We start from the raw sequence: 17,793 nt of genomic DNA, 5'->3' as shown, positions 1-17,793 counted from the left end.
TATTATCATATTACACCCTAATGATAAAACTTTTTTTCACAATTTGCAAGAATTTAAATCGCTTTCTTTCCTAATCTAGCGCTTTTCTTAAAAAGTTAAAGTTTGTGAAATCACTAACTTTAACTGTACTATTATTTTTATTTATGATATATAACAGATAAGAGCGAGAGGAATTCCTCTCGCTCTTATCTGTTATAGGGTTACTGTTCCAATTGCTCTGCAATTTCTTCCCACTGCGTTAGCAAGGTTTCTTGTTCTTGATCAAGCTCTTCTAATTGATGTTGCCAGTTAATCAATTTTTCTGTATCATTGGACGTCACCATTTGCTCCTGAATATCGGCTATCAGTTCCGTGATATCTTCTAGTCTTACTTCAATTTCTTCAAAGCGTCTGGTTAAGCGACGCAATTCTTTTTGATTGGCTTTTTGCTGCTGGTAGTCGTTGGTATCCTTAGCAAACTCCGTCTCCTGCTGAGATTCTGCTGCTTCTATCCGCGCAAGTTCTTCGAGCTCTGCTTTTTTAGCGATGTAATAATCGTAATCACCCAAATAAAGGGTTGCCCCTTTTTCAGTAATCTCAACGACCTTGGTAGCCACTCGATTAATGAAGTAGCGGTCATGACTGACAAATAAAAGGGTCCCGTCAAAATCAATCAAAGCATTTTCTAGCACTTCTTTGCTATCAATGTCCAGATGGTTGGTCGGCTCGTCCAAAATCAGAAAATTATTATTTTCTAACGATAGCTTTGCGAGCAACAAGCGGGCTTTTTCCCCACCTGATAACATCGAGACAGCTTTTTTGACATCGTCTCCTGAGAACAAAAAGGCGCCCAAGCGATTTCTAATTTCTAGTTCAGCTGTTGTTGAAAAGTCATTCCAAATTTCTTCTAAGACGGTGTTGGTTGGCGTGAGAGCAGACTGTGTCTGGTCATAATAACCCAGCTCAACATTAGCGCCATGCTTAATGCTGCCACTAAGAACTGGAAGTTGTCCGATAATGGATTTCATGAGTGTGGTTTTACCAATGCCGTTAGGACCGACCACTGCAATGGCATCAAGCTTGTTAATCTCTAAACTGATGTCTTGTGACAGGACGTTGGTACCGTATCCAATAGCCAGGTCATCTAGTTTCATCACCACATTGCCTGATGGCTTTCCAGCATGAAATGTCATGTTGGCTGATTTTTTATGAGCAGTTGGTTTATCCAGCCTTTGGATTTTTTCAAGCTGTTTGCGCCTAGCTTGAGCACGCTTGGTGGTCGAAGCACGCACGATATTTTTTTGAACAAAATCTTCCAGCTTTGCAATTTCTTTTTGTTGCTTTTCAAATTGCTTTTCCTCTGATGCTAATTTTTCAGCTTTGAGGTCAATAAAACGAGAATAATTCCCCACATAACGGTCTAAACCATTAGTCGTTAAATCAAGGGTGACGGTTGCTACCTTGTCCAAAAAATAGCGGTCATGGCTGACGATAATCAAGGCTCCCTGATAATTGGCCAAGTAATTTTCCAACCAAGCGATGGTATCTATGTCTAAATGGTTAGTCGGCTCGTCTAACACCAATAATTCGGGACGTTCCAACAGCATTTTTGCTAGGGCTAAATGAGTGTTTTGACCCCCAGATAGCTCTGAGATAGCCATATCCCACATGCTTTCATCAAATTTAAAGCCGTTTAAAATCGCTTTGATATCTGATTCATAGGTAAAACCATTTTGCAATCGGAAGCGCTCTGACAATTTGTCATACTCTGCCATTAATTGTTCCAAATCTGACCCTGAGAGATTTGCCATGTCCATTTCCATTTGACGCAAACGCTGCTCATCAGCTCGCAAATCATCGAATACTTTGAGCATTTCTTGGTAGATGGTTTTGTCAGACTCAAATCGGCTATCCTGCGCCAGGTAAGATAAGGTTAACTCCTTTTTCTTATTAATCTCACCGTTAGTTGGGGTTTCTTCACCCACTAAAATTTTTAATAACGTGGATTTGCCTGCACCATTTGGACCGACTAAAGCAATACGGTCTCGTTCATCAACTTGTATCGATATGTTTTGAAAAAGAACATCTCCTGAAAAAGAGCGTTCGATTTTATTTCCTTGTAATATAATCATGTTTCCATTGTAGCAAAAAATACCCTTTTCGGGTACTCTTTAAATGCATCTTCTGACCAAAAATCGCTTTAGCCCAAAGCTCTAGGAGGCTAAGACGGCAACCTATTAACAAGGGCATTGGTAACGTTAGAAATCTGATTCGCCAGTGGCGAGTCACTGTGGTTGGCATAATAAATTAAACCAAACAACACAATCGCAAGAACCAGAATCGTCTGCACAACTCCCCAAATGGAGCGCCAAACAATCCTTATTAACAGTCTGGGTAACCATAATATAAGGTTAAGTACTATTTTCATCTTGTCTCTCCTTTGAAAGGGTCTAATTTTTATGACAATCTTTCTTCTTTGTGGTAATTAATCGGTAGCCAGTCTAGTAATCTATCAAGCTGTTGATTCCAGTAATACCATTCGTGTTTTCCGTGGTCCTTCTCGTAATCAATCTCTAAGCCCAGGGCTCGCAATTCGGCAACAGCTGTCTCGTTAGCCTCAAATAAAAAGTCCTCATAACCGCACCACGCATAAAACCGAGTCTTTCCATCGCATTCAGGTACCATGCTGGTGAGGTAGTGTTGAGACAGGTTTTTTGACTGCAAATCTCCAAAAATCCCCTGCCAGTAGGCTAATTGATTGGGATCTTCAAACAAAGTAGCATCTGGCGATAGCTTTAAGGCCCCTGAAAAAGAAGCTGCACGAGAAAAACGATTACTCTTTAAAGCCCATTTGAAGGCGCCGTAGCCCCCCATAGACAAGCCAGCCACAAAGGTTTTGTCACGCTTGGTTGTCATATTAGGGAAGAAAGAGGCTAAAACCTGTGGAAGTTCTTCTGCTAGCGCCGTGTAATAATCTAGCCCGTAAGTGGTATTGGTATACCAGCCTAAATCAGTCGACGGCATGACTACGATAAGATTGGTATGACGAAGTAGTCTTTCAATGTTGGTCCGTTTTTGCCAGGAATTTTCATTACCACCCATGCCATGTAGCAAGTACAAGACAGGGATATCTTGGTCTCCTTGATCTTCTGTGTTTAATTCGGACTGATCTGGGTAAATCACATTGACTTGTCGTTCCATAGACAAGACTTGTGAATGGTATTCAATCGTAATTGTTGCCATAGGTACTCCTTTTCACATTGGACTTAAATTAGGGCATAATGCCAAAAAGAGGCTTGTTCCCAAGCCTCCTAACTGTTTTGGTTTAACGAACTTCCATAACAACTGGAAGAATTGCTGGACGACGTTTGGTTTGATCAAATAGGAATTTTGACAATTCGTCTCTGACTGAGCCTTTTAATTCGCCCCAGTCAAAATTATCTTTTTGGAGGTAATTCTCAACTGTGGTATTGACAATTTCTGCGCTATCTCGTAGGATATCTCTGCTTTTTTTCACATAGACAAAGCCACGGGTATTTACTTTAGCTTTTGAGATGACTCTTTTTTCTTTTTTAGAAACGGTAATCACGACAATGAAAATGCCGTCTTCAGATAGTACCTTACGGTCTCGCAAAACGATATTTCCAACATCGCCAATGGCATTACCATCAATCATGATATCACTTGCTGGCACGCCACCTTCATGCAGAAAACCATTTTCATTGAGTACCATAACATCTCCACGTTTCATGAGGTAGATATGATCTGCTTCAATTCCAATTTCTTGTGCTAACTTAGCATGAGCTGCAAGGTCTCGGTACTCCCCTTGAACTGGGAAAAGATTTTTAGGTTTCATAAGATTGATTAGCAACTGCAAATCGCGCCCATTAGCATGCCCAGAGACTTTTAAATTTTGAGTAATGACATTCACGGTGCCACCTGCTTTGTAAATCAGGTTTTCAACTCGAGCCACCATGGCCTCTTTGGCTGTACTTGGTGTTGTTACGATATAAACCAAGTCACCTTTTTTAATTTGAACATAACGATGACGTCCTGCGGCCATTTTTTGTAGGCTGTTGATTGGCTCACCCATGCGGCCGGCTTCCAAAATAATCAACTCATGGTCTTCAAACTTAGCCATGTCTTTAGGTTTTATCAACAAGTTCTCATCTGATATGGTCAGTTTTTTCAAACGCAGAGCTGTTCTGACAATGTTTTCGACATCAGTGCCAGTCAATACCACACGACGCCCATTAGCTGCTGCAGAGTCAAACACTTGTTGGATACGAACCAAATTAGAAGCAACGGCCGCAACGATAATGCGTCCTTCAGCGTCTGAGATAACGCTATCCATCTCTTCGCCGACTTCAGATTCGCTCGCAATTTGATCATTACTTGTCGCATTTGCTGAGTCTGCTAGCAAGGCTAGGACACCTTCTTTTCCAATCTCAGCCAAGCGCAACAAGTCAGTCTGATAAAATTCACGCGCAGTCTGATCAAATTTAAAGTCTCCTGTGTAGACAATGTTTCCTTGGTCAGTTCCAATAACAACGCCCAAGCTCTCAGGAATAGAATGCGTGGTTTTAAAGAAGGACACTAAGCCATCTTTAAACTCAATTTCGGTATCGCTGTCAACCACATGGAAATTATCAAAGTTTTTTGTATTATTGTTCGTCTTCACAAACAATTTTGCCAGTTCAATCGTCAGCTCTGATCCAAATACCGGAGCCGGCACTTCTGCCAAGAGCTGAGGCAGGGCACCAATAGAATCCGCATGCCCATGGCTGACAAAAATCCCCTGAACCTTATCCTTGTTTTCAATCACATAATCTAAATTAGGAATGACAAAGTCAACTCCTAATTGTTCATTTTCTGGGTATTTTAGCCCAGCGTCTAAAATAAAAATAGACTCATTGATTTCTATCAGATAGAAATTTTTACCATATTCACGAACGCCTCCTAGGGCGATAATTTTTATATCACTCATGATACTCCTCTTAGTTTTTTTATTACAAACGGTCCTTACTAAGTAAGTCGAATTACTGCACTGTAGCTTTGCTACACTCCATTATAGTATACCATATTTTGCCTGGTATTTCTCCAAAATGTCCCTAGCTTTTGTCGTTTAGGAACTCGACAAGCAAACAAAAACACCGATTCTATAAGGAATCCGCGCTTTTGTTTTAATTAGTCAAATAATTGATAATAATCTGTGATGGTCAATTTAGCTTTATCGGATTTGTTGAGGTCTTTGATGATTTTCCCATTTTTCATCACTAACAACCGATTTCCATAACGAAGGGCATCCTCCATGTGATGCGTGATCATCAAGGCTGTTAAGCGATCTTTGGTCACAAAGTCATCTGTCAAAGCCATCAGCGAAGAACTAGTTTTTGGATCCAAAGCAGCCGTATGCTCATCTAGCAACAGAAGCTCAGGACGTTTTAAGGTTGCCATTAACAAACTAAGTGCCTGTCTTTGCCCTCCAGACAAAAGCCCTGTCGGGGTATCGATATGGTGTTCGAGTCCGTTGCCTGTTAGTTCAAGAAGCTTGGCAAAATGTGACTTGTGACTCATCAAACGGCGAGAGGTAAACCCTCTTTTTTGACCTCTTTGCTGGGCAATCAAAAGATTCTCAGCTACCGTCATGCGTGGAGCGGTGCCCATTTTAGGATCTTGAAACACACGAGACAGGTAAACAGCTCTTTTTTCGGCAGATAACATGGTCACATCATGCCCCAAAATCGTGAGCTTCCCGCTGGTTAGTGGTATGGTTCCAGCAATAACGTTGAAAAGAGTTGATTTTCCTGCACCATTACCACCTAAAATCGTTAGAAAATCATGTTCATAGATGTCTAGTGACACGTCATCTAAGATGGTTTTAACAGTGTTCATGCCATTGTTAACTGTTACCGTAGCATGTTTTAATTCTATAATTTTAGTCATCGTGATAAAGTCACCCCCTTTAGAAATTTCTGTTTCAAGACGGGAACCATCAAACAAATAGCTAATACCATAGCACTAAAGAGCTTGAGATAGTTCGTGTCAAAGCCAAGGGCAATCACTCCAGCAATCAAGAATTGATACAAGATCGATCCTACCACAATCGCAATCAAACGCTCAAATAAGGTTAACCCTGTTGAAAACAAGACCTCACCCACGATGATACTGGCTAAGCCGATTACAATCACACCAATCCCCTTGGAAACATCCGCATAGCCATCTTGCTGGCTAACCAAGGCTCCCGATAAGGCAATCAAGGCATTTGAAACCACCAAGCCCATAACCTCCATACGGTCTGTGTTAATGCCAAAACTTTTGGCCATGTCCCGATTATCTCCTGTTGCAATGTAGGCTTGACCGATATCAGTATATAGGAAATAAATCAGTGCAAAAATCACTACCACAACAGCCATTAAGCCCGTTAATAAAAGATTCACATCTCCTGAAAAAGGCAAGTAATCTTGAAGACGATTAATATTGTGTAGGCCTAGATTGGCTCTGCCCATTACCATAAGCATAATGGAATTGGAAGAGGTCATCACTAAAATACCTGCTAAAAGGGTGGGGATTTTCCCTTTGGTATACAATAGCCCTGTCAACAAACCCGCTAGAGCCCCTGACAACATCCCGATTAAGGTAGCTAAAACAGGGTTTAACCCAGCATTCATGACGGTGACCGCTACCGCACCTCCAAGGGGAAATGAGCCTTCTGTGGTCATATCTGGAAAGTTTAATATCCTAAAGGTCAAATAAATGCCTAAGCCGAGAATTCCCCATAAAAGTCCTTGTGAGACTGATGATATAATCATAGTATCCGTCCTCTCTATTATTTAGTTGTTGTGTTTGAACGTTGTAAGAGCGCTTCTGAGAGGTTCAGTCCCAAATTGTTTGCCACTTGAACATTGATAAAAGGTTTGCCCTTGTCAATGATTTTGACAGGCACTTCAGAAACAGACTTGCCACCAATCAAGGCTAACACTTGTTTGGCAGTCTCCACACCCAACTGGTACTGGCTTTGAGAGATAGAGGCAAGGCTGCCTTGCTCAACCATGGTGTCAACACTTGAGTAAACAGGAATCCCTGCTGCATCTGACGCCGAAATCACTGATGAAAAAGCGCTAGCGATTGTGTTATCCTGTGGGATAAACACTGCATCAACCTTACCTAACATGACTGACATGGTGGTTGGCACTTCATTGGTAGACGGCACAGCATAATTAAGTACCTGAAATCCCTTTTCTTCAGCATGCTTTTTAAAAGCTTTGACTTGGGAAATGGAATTATCCTCACTGCTGGCATATAAGACTCCGATAGTTTTGACCTTAGGAGTCATTTCAGTGATCAAATCGACGCTTTGTTTGACGGGCACTTTATTTGATAAACCAGTCACATTTCCCTCAGGAGTTTTCAGATTGGTGACCAATTTGGCACCTACTGGATCAGAAATCGCAGACATCACAACAGGGATACTTGTTGTTGCTGCTGCCAAGCCTTGCGCTGCTGGTGTTGCAATACCAACCACGATATCGCTCCCAGAGCGAATCAACTGTTTGCTCATGGTCTGAATTTTGCTCTGATCGCCTTCGGCATTCATCAAGCTGATTGATAGTTTTTGCTCACTAGTGCTATGTCGGTTAAGCTCATCTTCGATGCCTTGCTCAATTTGGTCCAAAGCTTGGTGAGTGACCAGTTGCAAAATTCCAATTTTAATCTCTTTTTGTCCGCCTAGCGCTTGTGGCTCCTTGTCAGGTTTGGTAAAGAGCGATGCGACCACCAGTACCGTTAATACCAATAATGTTGCTATTAAACTTTTATTTTTCATTATTTTCCTTTCACATCTGGACACTGCTTGTCTGTTTAGAATATGGTAAACAAAAAAGCGCTTAGTATGACAATACTAGGCGCTTTTGAAATCCGTTGTCAGCGCATAGATCGTTTTTAGAAGTACTCTAAAAGTCGTATCTATGCCAATCCATAAACACAACTTATCTATGCCAATTTTGCCACTCTCTTAGTTGTGTTGGTGTCATTACGAACTTCCTTTCTCATCTGTGATATCCTATAATGATGCTATTATAGCAAGTTCGCTATTGAAAAGCAAGAGTCGGTGTGAGATTCACTACTAACTGACTAGTTTTTGGGTCAGTTACCGCTTTGTTGCGATTGCTCCTTAGCCCACTCATATGTTGCTATCGCCCGCAAGCGTTGGCTAGCATGGTCTACGATGGGACTTGGATAATCTCGTCCAATAAGGCAAGCGCTACTTTCTTGAATGGCTTTAGGCATTTTCCAGGGCTCATGGATAAAGGTTGTTGGCACATGACTGAGTTGAGGCAGATAGGTCTTGATAAACAGACCTTCTGGGTCAAAGCGCTTGCTTTGGGTACTGGGATTGAAAATCCTAAAGTAAGGCACCGCATCTGTTCCAGTCGAAGCTGCCCACTGCCAACCACCAATGTTACTGGCTGCGTCGTAGTCAATCAACATTTCTTGGAAATACGTCTCACCAAGGCGCCAATCAATTAACAAATCTTTGGTTAGAAATGAAGCCACAATCATGCGCAGACGGTTATGCATCCAGCCTGTTTCTTGCAATTGTTTCATGGCGGCATCAACGATGGGATACCCCGTCTCTCCTTTTTTCCAAGCCTCAAAATGACTGCTCTGATTGTCCCATTCAATCTGTGAAAAGGCTTCTTGAATGGCTTGTGTTTTTTGATTAGGGTGTTGAACATAAATCATATTGTAAAAATCACGCCAAGCCAATTCTTTGATAAAAGTAGCCTGACCTTGGCTGACAGGTGCTTCTGCAACAGCTTGGTAAACCGTTCTGATATTGATAATTCCTGAACGTAAATAAAGCGACAAGCCACTTGTGCCATCTTCTGATGGCAAATCACGTCGCTCATGATAATCCGATAGACCGTCTGCAATAAAGGCATCTAAGCGCTTTTGAGCTGCTTTTGCAGTCAATGTTAACGATTGATTCTTTTCATAATAGATAGACAGTTGGTCTAAGACCTCCATTGGCGTCTCAAGCTCTATCCAACTGCCTTGGGAGAGTTGGATAGGGATAGGTGTTTCTTTTGACAACTGTTGCCAGGCTTTAAAATAAGGAGTAAACACTTTGTAGGGCTTTCCTGCTTGGTTGGTGATTTCCTGGCTGCCATGCAAATAATGGTCTTGGAAAGCATGGACAGTAATGTGATGTTCCTTAAAAAAGCGAGCCGCCCTTTGGTCCCGTTGCCTGCCAAAACCTGACTCATCATAGTTGAAATAAATATCCGTCCAATCAGGCAATTGCTTTGCTAATGCACCAAAACAGTCCTCTAGACTGCCGTGCATGAGATGGAGCTCAATACCCTGATGGCTCAATTCTTCTTTAAATGTGAGCACGCTTTGAATAAATGCTGATTGATTTGGGGTCTGTTTTTGAACTAATTGCTCTGGATTAAAATGAAAGACGCACAAGGTTGGGGTCTGACTAGCAATGACGCGCGCCAATGCTTTTTGGTCTATCACACGTAAATCACGCCTAAACCACATTACTGATACCATCTGTTTTCCTCCGCTTAAAGAACACTAACTCTAAAGAGCAATGCCCTTGCTAATTTACTTGTTACTATTGTAACAAAAAAAGCTATCAGAGACGGGCAAAACGCTTGATTGATCTGAACACGCCAATCGCGATTCTGTCTTTTTATCTCTAAACATGTTAAACTGAGGGTGAGGTGTAAGGACTGATTCACTAAAAAAGCTGTTTAGAAAGTTAATCAATGACATTAACGATTCAAAAGAAAAAAACAGTTTTGTTTTTAACACTAGTATGGTCACTCCTTAGCCTGACATCTCTGGTAGATGCCTCTAAGACACGCACATACGAGTCCACTACTCACACCATCACGCAACACGAAAGCGAGCAATCGCCAAAGATTTTGCCACTAACTGATCAACGTCAGCTAGTGCTTGGTGAACTAGATGCCCTAGAACGAGCAACCTTCGCTCATATCCAACTTAAAGATGCACAAGAGCCTACCATTAAGCGCAAATTATTGCACCATTCACCAGCCGGCTGGCACAATTACCATGTCACAAATGCCAGAGGCACGAAAAGCTGGTTGATGAATCGTGGACATCTCATTGGGTATCAATTCAGTGGCTTAAATAATGAGGCTAAAAACTTAGCTACCATGACAGCCTACCTGAACACTGGTTTTAGCGACAGCAATCCTGAAGGAATGTTGTATTATGAAAACCGACTAGACTCATGGCTAGCACTTCACCCAAACTTTATCCTAGATTACAAAGTAACCGCCAACTATGACTCAGATAACCTCGTTCCAACCAGCGTTGACCTTCAATACGTTGGTATTGATCATAACGGGCAACTCCTAGACATTCGCTTAGGAGGCGGTCTGGAAGTCACTGATAACTACGGTGTCACTACAGTCACCTTAAACAATCAATCGCCATTAGCTGTGATCGACTACAAAACAGGACTCTTACTTGAGGAATTACTCAAACAAGAGACCCCTCCAGTTGCTGCGCCAGCCACTGACCCAGCTGTTGATACTGATACAGCACCTCAAATTGACACTAGCCGAGAGGTTCATGTCACACGAAACGGTCGCTCAAAGGTTTATTGGTACCATAAAATCAACATGCCAGCCAGCACCACTTTTGCAAACGTGGTCACTATCAGTGAAGATGAAGCTATCGCTTCAGGAAAACACCATTCTAAAAGAGAATCTCAAGACTAACAAGAACCACTACTAGCTCTTCTTAAAAAGGAGAGCTTTTTTATGACCCGTTTTGTCTACCGTGTTCGTAGGTTTCACCTCCCAATTATGGTATAATGAAAGAATTAGAAATCAGAAAGGAGAAACCATGTCTTTTGACGGCTTTTTCTTACATCACTTAACTCAGGAACTTCAAACAGCGCTTCTTAATGGACGGATTCAAAAAGTAAATCAACCCTTTGAGCGTGAATTGGTTCTCACAATTCGCAATAACAGACAAAATTACAAATTGCTTATTTCCGCACACCCTGTTTTTGGACGCCTCCAACTCACCCAAGCGGAGTTTCAAAATCCCCAAACCCCAAATACCTTCACTATGATTATGCGAAAATACCTGCAAGGCGCTATTATAGAGGCTTTTGAGCAGGTAGACAACGATCGCATTATCGAAATGACCGTGTCTAATAAAAATGAAATCGGCGATGCCATCAAGACGACGTTGATTATTGAAATCATGGGCAAGCACAGCAACATTATCCTTGTGGATCGCCATGAAAATAAAATCATCGAATCTATTAAGCATGTGGGCTTTTCTCAAAACTCCTACCGCACCATTCTTCCTGGTTCTAACTATATCGAACCTCCTAAGACCGATGCCGTTAATCCTTTTACGATATCAGATATCCAATTATTTGAGATTTTACAGACCCAAGAATTATCTGTCAAAAATTTACAAAACCAGTTTCAAGGTTTGGGCAGAGATACCGCACAAGAATTAGTACAGCTGTTGACAACGGATAAATTAAAACGGTTTAGAAACTTCTTTGCCGCACCAACCGCTCCAAACTTAACCCAAAAATCCTTTGCTCCAACGATTTTTACTGATAGTCAGAAAGACTTTGAAAACCTGTCACAGTTGCTAGACCACTTTTACCAAGACAAGGCTGAAAGAGACCGTATCAACCAGCAGGCTAGTGATTTGATTCATCGCATTCAAAATGAATTAGATAAAAACAGAAATAAATTAGCCAAGCAAGAAGCCGAACTCGAAGCAACCGATAAGGCAGAAGACTTTCGCCAAAAAGGAGAATTGTTGACAACTTATCTCAATCGTGTTCCAAACAATAAGGAAGCTGTTGAGCTTGATAATTACTATACCGGTGAGATCATTACCATCGCCTTAGATAAGGCATTAACCCCAAACCAAAATGCTCAACGCTATTTCAAAAAATACCACAAATTAAAAGAAGCTGTTAAGCATTTAAGCAAGTTAATGGAAGATACCAAGCAAGCCATTGCTTATTTTGAAAGCGTAGAATACAACCTATCACGCGCTAGCATTGACGAGATTGAAGACATCCGTGAAGAATTGATCCAATCAGGATTTATTAAAGGGCGTACCCGTGATAAACGTCATAAGCGCAAAAAACCTGAGCAATACCTTGCTTCAGACGGTAAAACCATTATTATGGTTGGGCGCAATAACCTGCAAAATGATGAACTTACCTTTAAAATGGCTAAAAGAGGAGAACTTTGGTTTCATGCCAAAGACATCCCTGGTAGCCATGTCATCATCAAAGATAACCTTAACCCTAGCGATGAGGTCAAAACAGATGCTGCTGAACTAGCTGCTTATTTTTCAAAGGCTAAGCTCTCCAATTTGGTTCAAGTCGACATGATTGAAGCCAAAAAATTACACAAACCAAGTGGTGCCAAACCTGGTTTTGTTACCTACACGGGACAAAAAACGCTTCGCGTCACTCCTACTGAGGAAAAAATCAAAGCCATGAGGCAACTTTAACACATAAAAAAAGACCAGATTGGTCTTTTTTTATGTGTCTTAGTTCTGCATTCTAGCAGCCCAAGCGTTGTCTACTTCTAATGTGTAAGCGTCTGTGTAACTTAGGCGATGTGGATTCCAAACAGTAGCTTGTGAAGTTGCACCTGCTGGTTGAGCTGCCGGACTCACCATATCGTAAGCAGTCAAACCATAAGTTTCGATAATGCTGTTTAACTTAAGGTTATAACTTGTGTCTGTGGCGTATAGTCCTGTCAAAGCTGCCGTAGCATCTTGATAAGACAAGGTGTTGGACCTTCTAGCGCCAGCATAGATGTCCGCATTTAGCAAGTTAGCGTAGTCATTTAAAGAGTCTGAAATTGTTGGGTAAGCGCGAAAGGCTTGATCAATCACATAAGGATTCCCAGCACCATCATCTTCCCAAGTTGTCATCACTACTGAAGCGCCGTTGTAGGCGCCCTTGATACCAAAAAAGTTATAGTAAGGCGCCTGGCTCAAGCCAGATTGCCCATTGCTAGATTCCAAGATGGCTTGAGCAATCATCACTGACGCATACAAGTCACGTTCATTAGCAATCATTCTAGCAGTTTCTCCGATTTGGCTAATAAAAGCTTGTCTAGGAGATTGTGAAACGGTTTCTGCTGAAACGTTTTGTTTCCGAGGAGATTGTTTAGCGGAACTATATATGCCTAAACACGCTGCTAGCGCAAAAAGACTGATAAGCATCCACTTACCTTTTTTTATCATCATTATTATATTATCCTTTATTTTTCATTGTTATAACTTTATTATAGCACAAGCTTTTCATTATTTGAGTTATCCACAGATAATTTAATCATATTGATATCTTTGTCTTTAAATCGACATATTTCTCCGCTATAACTGCTAAAAACTGTGGATAACTATTTCATAGGGCCATCAAAGTAAGTCAACTGATAGATTTCAATAAGGTCATTTAACTTATTGCCATAAGACGTATCAGTTGCATAGGTGCCTGTTAGTGCTGCAGTGGCCTGCTGATATGATGACATTGGCTGCTTGTGGGTCTGCTGATACAGAGGATCTTGTAACACATCGGCATAATCTTTAAAGCCCGCTACCATATCACCATAGGATCGAAAAGCGGCATCAATCTGATACAAATTTCCGTGTCCATCGTCTTCAAGCGTTGGTAAAATGACCGAACGTCCTTGGTGATTGCCCTTGATGCCAAAAAAATTATAGTAGGGCTTTTGACTAAGCTGAGATTGGCCATTATTAGACTCCAAAATAGCCTGTGCCAGCATGACAGAACTATAGAGCCGATGTTTTTGAGCTACAGCTTGGGCAGAATGGCTCACCTGACTGATAAAGGCCGTGGTATTACTAGTTGCATAGGGGGTTAGAGCTTTTCTCCCCATCTGCAAACTCCATAAGGTCAAGAGAGCATTTCCCACCAATAACCAAACGACCAGGTTGTTGGAAGGTGATTGAGTGTTTCGTGTCCTTTTTTTCTTCTTCAAAAGATGGCTTCCTTTACGATTGTTATTCATTTTAGTATATCAAAAAAACTAAAACCTTACAGATTTTAGTTTTTTAACGATATTATGTTAATGATTTTTTACGTAAAGCACCAAAAAGGATTCCTGACACAAGTGCTCCTATGGCCACAAAAACAAGATAAAAGAGCGGGTTGCTTGTCAAGGCAATGACGAAAATCCCGCCGTGAGGAGCCATTAATTTGATTCCTGAAAATCCAACCAAAGCACCTGTTAGTGCCGAACCAGCGATAAAGCTTGGCAAAGCACGTGCTGGATCTGCTGCACCAAAAGGAATCGCGCCTTCTGTGATAAAGGATAAGCCCATTACAATGTTACTCAATCCTGATTCACGCTCTTCTTGAGTGAATTTTTCTTTGAATAATAATGTCGCTACAAAAACGGCTAAAGGTGGTACCATTCCACCTGCCATAACAGCTGCCATAACGACAGACCCGCCATTAGCTACGGTCGCTGCAAGTGTTCCTGTTCCAAAAACATAGGCAGCTTTGTTGACAGGCCCTCCCATATCAACTGCCATCATTCCGCCAACAAGTAGGCCCATTAAAACGGCTGAACTACCTGATAAGCCTTGGAGAAACTGATTGAGTCCTGTATTGATTGCTGCCATTGGAATATTGACCAGAAGCATCATAAAGCCTGTAATCAATACCCCCAAGAGAGGATAGAGCAGAATTGACTTAACTCCCTCTAATGAGCGAGGTAATCCTGCTAATAGTCGACGAAGTGCAAGGATGACGCCACCGGCTAAGAAGCCACCGACCAAGGCACCTAAAAATCCTGATGGGACACCTTCTAAGGACAGGCTTGCTGTGCCTCCTGAGGCAAAAGGCACCTTTCCAAAGGCAAGTCCACTAGACGCAATCGCTCCTGCCACAAAACCTGCCACCAATCCCGGTTTTTCAGCAATAGAATAAGCAATGTAACCTGCTAAAACTGGTAGCATAAAGGAGAAAGCTGCGCCTCCAATTTTCATAAAAATAGCAGCTATTTCATGATAAGAACCTAAATTTCCAAGTTGGTCTTTGGGCACGCCAAGCATGTTATCTAGCAAGAAAGCTAGAGCAATCATGATACCACCACCAATAACAAATGGCAACATTTGTGAAACGCCACTCATCAGGTGTTTGTAAAAGGCGCTGCCGACACCTGCTTTGTCAGTCTTGCTATCTGCTGGAGGGATCTTTGAGTTAGCTTGATGGGTATGTCCTTTATTGCCTAGGATAAGAGCAATCAATTCCTCGCTTTTTTTAATCCCATCTGCCACAGGGCGAATCACCACTTGCTTGCCATCAAAGCGGTCCATGTCAACGGCCTTGTCAGCTGCAATAATAACACCTTTAGCAGCTTTGATATCTGTAGCCGTCAGGCGGTTGCCTACACCTGAAGCACCATTGGTTTCCACTTTAATACCAATACCCATTTGCGATGCTTGTTTTTTCAAAGCTTCTTCTGCCATGTAAGTATGGGCAATGCCTGTTGTGCATGCTGTTACTGCAACGATAAAATCTGTCTGATTTGCTGTTGGTTCGGTGCTTGCCTTGTCATTTGAAACCGCATCAAAAACAGCAAGGACTTGTTCAGGAGTGCTTGCCGCACGTAACTGATCTGCAAAGCCATCTTTTAACAAGTATTTGGACAACTCTGCAAGGGCAGCAAGGTGCGTTTCGTTGGCGCCATCTGGCGCAGCAATCATGAAAAATAGGTCTGTCGGTTGCCCATCCAATGCTTCATAATCAACACCTGATTGGGACTTTGCAAATAAAACACTGGCTTTTTGCACTGCTTTATTTTTACTATGCGGCATGGCAATCCCATCACCAAGACCTGTAGACGTCTGAGCCTCGCGAGCCATAATCCCTGCTTTGAAGCCCTCAAAGTCTGAGACAACATGTTCAGCTACCAATTGAGAAATCATCTCATCAATGGCATCTTCTTTTGTCGTTGCTTTTAAATCAAGCAACATCAATTTTTTTTGTAATAATTCTTGAATCGTCATCGTTTTTCTACCTCAACTTTAGCATATAGTTTTGTGATGTCATCAATCGTCGCTAAATCATCTGAAAAAGCTGTTGCTGTTCCACAAACCACTCCCCATTTTAAAGCCTCAATAGGGTCTTTATGCAGGGCAAATTCTCCTGTAAAACCAGCAACCATAGAGTCCCCTGCCCCAACAGAGTTTTTGACCTTTCCTGTGATTGGTTTTGCAAAATAAGTCGCCTCTTTTGTCACCAGAAGGGCCCCGTCTCCTGCCATAGATATGAGTGCCTGTTTGGCTCCCATCTCTAAAAGTTGCCTTGCACAAGCTTCTATGGCATCAAGGTCCTGTAAGGTGACCTTGAAAATAGCTTCTAACTCTGTTTTGTTAGGCTTAACCAGTAAAGGCTGATAAGCCAGAGCATCTAATAAGGTTTGGCCTTCGAAATCACACACGATTTCAGCCCCCTGTTGCCTAACCAGTTCAATCAATTCCTTGTAAATACCATTGCCTAAGCTAGCAGGTGCTGAGCCCGCAAACACGACAATATCACCTGTCTCAACTGCTGCCAGCTGATTTTTCAAGGCTGTTAATTGCTGCTTTGAAATGACTGGTCCTTGGCCATTGATTTCTGTTTCATCTGACGCTTTGATCTTCACATTGATGCGTGTGTCTTGATCAACAGCTACAAATTGCGTGCGAATCATTTCTTGCTCCAAGTAGTCTTGGATAAAACGTCCTGTAAAACCGCCTAAAAAACCGGTGGCTGTACTGGTGATACCTAATCGTTGGAGCATGCGACTCACATTGATGCCCTTACCTCCAGCATATTTGTCATCACTTTCCATTCGATTAACCGAGCCCAATGTCAATTGGTCCAGTCTTACAATAAAATCAATAGAAGGATTTAAGGTTACGGTATAAATCATAAGTCAATCACCTTTGTCTGTTCCTTTATCTTTGCTAACATGTCTGATGAAGTAGCCTCTGTAACAATCACAACCTTGTCAATAGGAGCTACTTTTACAAACGATTTTTTGCCAATCTTTGTGGCATCTGCCAAAACATAAGAGACTGTTGCATGCGCAATAACAGTTTGTTTGATAATGGCTTCTTCCATGTCGGGTGTTGTTAAATAAGTGTCATCAATGGCATTCATCCCAAGAAAAGCCTTATCAAAGTTGAGCTGTTGGATTTGCTCAACGGCAACATGTCCAATACTGGCATCTGTGGTTTGTTTGACGTGTCCACCGATGATAATAGTGCTAATCCCCATATCAACTAGACGAGCCGCATGATGGATAGAGTTGGTCACAACAGTCACCTCTTTGTGTTCCAAAAAAGGAAGCAAAAATTCTGTTGTTGTTCCAGCATCAATAAACAACACGTCATCATCAAAAATCAGGTCTGAGGCTTTTTGCGCGATGGCTTGCTTAGACTGACTGTTTTTGATTGATTTTTCACGATTAGACAGCTCCTCCTGAAGTGGAGATACCAGTTCTGCGCCTCCATGCACACGACGCAGCTTTGCTTCACTTTCAAGCTCGTCTAAGTCCCTTCTAATCGTTGATTCTGAAGAGACCAGCTCTGAGACCAAGTCCTCAACTGTCACATACTGTTCTTTTTTTATCTTGTCTAAAATAAATTGTTTTCGCTTTGATTTTAAGATAAAACCACCCCCTTTATGCAATCGTTTACAGGAATATTATACTACATTATTCCTCATTGTCAATCATATTCTTTCAAAAACAATCAAAT

General features: G+C 41.7%; 14 protein-coding genes. 2 read left to right on the top strand and 12 right to left on the bottom strand.

Annotated elements, in window-relative coordinates:
- Positions 1–200: 200 nt before the first annotated feature.
- From AKK44_RS03735 to AKK44_RS03700, 7 genes are all read right to left on the bottom strand, one after another.
- On the bottom strand, positions 201–2,111 hold the full coding sequence (locus tag AKK44_RS03735; protein WP_054278572.1) for an ABC-F family ATP-binding cassette domain-containing protein: 1,911 nt from the start codon (positions 2,109–2,111) through the stop codon (positions 201–203).
- A 325-nt stretch (positions 2,112–2,436) separates the two neighbouring features.
- Positions 2,437–3,222, bottom strand: a complete 786-nt coding sequence (locus AKK44_RS03725) for an alpha/beta hydrolase (RefSeq protein ID WP_054278570.1) — start codon at positions 3,220–3,222, stop codon at positions 2,437–2,439.
- Positions 3,223–3,304: 82 nt separating this feature from the next.
- Positions 3,305–4,966 carry a ribonuclease J gene (locus AKK44_RS03720; protein ID WP_054278569.1) on the bottom strand — a complete coding sequence of 554 codons (1,662 nt, stop codon included), beginning with the start codon at positions 4,964–4,966 and terminating at the stop codon, positions 3,305–3,307.
- Positions 4,967–5,166: 200 nt separating this feature from the next.
- Entirely contained in the window at positions 5,167–5,925 is a 759-nt protein-coding gene (locus AKK44_RS03715) for an ABC transporter ATP-binding protein (RefSeq protein ID WP_054278568.1), read from the bottom strand.
- On the bottom strand, positions 5,922–6,791 hold the full coding sequence (locus AKK44_RS03710; protein ID WP_054278567.1) for an ABC transporter permease: 870 nt from the start codon (positions 6,789–6,791) through the stop codon (positions 5,922–5,924). Before AKK44_RS03710 ends, AKK44_RS03715 begins: the two co-directional genes overlap by 4 nt.
- A gap of 17 nt (positions 6,792–6,808) precedes the next feature.
- Positions 6,809–7,804, bottom strand: coding sequence for a tryptophan ABC transporter substrate-binding protein (trpX, locus tag AKK44_RS03705; RefSeq protein WP_054278566.1), 996 nt, complete (start codon positions 7,802–7,804; stop codon positions 6,809–6,811).
- A gap of 320 nt (positions 7,805–8,124) precedes the next feature.
- On the bottom strand, positions 8,125–9,540 hold the full coding sequence (locus AKK44_RS03700) for a cryptochrome/photolyase family protein (RefSeq protein ID WP_054278565.1): 1,416 nt from the start codon (positions 9,538–9,540) through the stop codon (positions 8,125–8,127).
- A 218-nt stretch (positions 9,541–9,758) separates the two neighbouring features.
- On the opposite strand from AKK44_RS03700, the gene AKK44_RS03695 reads away from it, so the two are divergent.
- Together AKK44_RS03695 and AKK44_RS03690 are read left to right on the top strand one after the other, a co-directional pair.
- The gene (locus AKK44_RS03695) at positions 9,759–10,742 is read left to right on the top strand and encodes a DNA/RNA non-specific endonuclease (RefSeq protein ID WP_054278564.1); all 984 of its coding nucleotides are present in this window, start codon (positions 9,759–9,761) and stop codon (positions 10,740–10,742) included.
- Positions 10,743–10,869: 127 nt separating this feature from the next.
- The gene (locus tag AKK44_RS03690; RefSeq protein WP_054278563.1) at positions 10,870–12,522 is read left to right on the top strand and encodes an Rqc2 family fibronectin-binding protein; all 1,653 of its coding nucleotides are present in this window, start codon (positions 10,870–10,872) and stop codon (positions 12,520–12,522) included.
- 39 nt (positions 12,523–12,561) lie between these two features.
- On the opposite strand, the gene AKK44_RS03685 is transcribed toward AKK44_RS03690, so the two are convergent.
- The 5 genes from AKK44_RS03685 to AKK44_RS03665 all read right to left on the bottom strand — a co-directional run bounded on the left by AKK44_RS03685 (position 12,562) and on the right by AKK44_RS03665 (position 17,677).
- On the bottom strand, positions 12,562–13,269 hold the full coding sequence (locus tag AKK44_RS03685; protein ID WP_054278562.1) for a glycoside hydrolase family 73 protein: 708 nt from the start codon (positions 13,267–13,269) through the stop codon (positions 12,562–12,564).
- Positions 13,270–13,421: 152 nt separating this feature from the next.
- Positions 13,422–14,021 carry a glycoside hydrolase family 73 protein gene (locus AKK44_RS03680; RefSeq protein WP_054278561.1) on the bottom strand — a complete coding sequence of 200 codons (600 nt, stop codon included), beginning with the start codon at positions 14,019–14,021 and terminating at the stop codon, positions 13,422–13,424.
- 82 nt (positions 14,022–14,103) lie between these two features.
- Positions 14,104–16,056, bottom strand: coding sequence for a PTS fructose transporter subunit IIABC (locus AKK44_RS03675; RefSeq protein ID WP_054278560.1), 1,953 nt, complete (start codon positions 16,054–16,056; stop codon positions 14,104–14,106).
- Entirely contained in the window at positions 16,053–16,964 is a 912-nt protein-coding gene (gene pfkB / locus AKK44_RS03670; protein WP_054278559.1) for a 1-phosphofructokinase, read from the bottom strand. The genes AKK44_RS03675 and pfkB overlap by 4 nt, the downstream gene beginning before the upstream one ends.
- A complete protein-coding gene (locus tag AKK44_RS03665; RefSeq protein WP_054278593.1) occupies positions 16,961–17,677 on the bottom strand; it encodes a DeoR/GlpR family DNA-binding transcription regulator in 717 nt (238 codons plus the stop codon). Before AKK44_RS03665 ends, pfkB begins: the two co-directional genes overlap by 4 nt.
- Positions 17,678–17,793: the final 116 nt, after the last annotated feature.

This window comes from Streptococcus phocae (genome assembly GCF_001302265.1).
Lineage (GTDB): Bacteria > Bacillota > Bacilli > Lactobacillales > Streptococcaceae > Streptococcus > Streptococcus phocae.
This window is presented reverse-complemented; position numbering and strand designations above follow the sequence as displayed.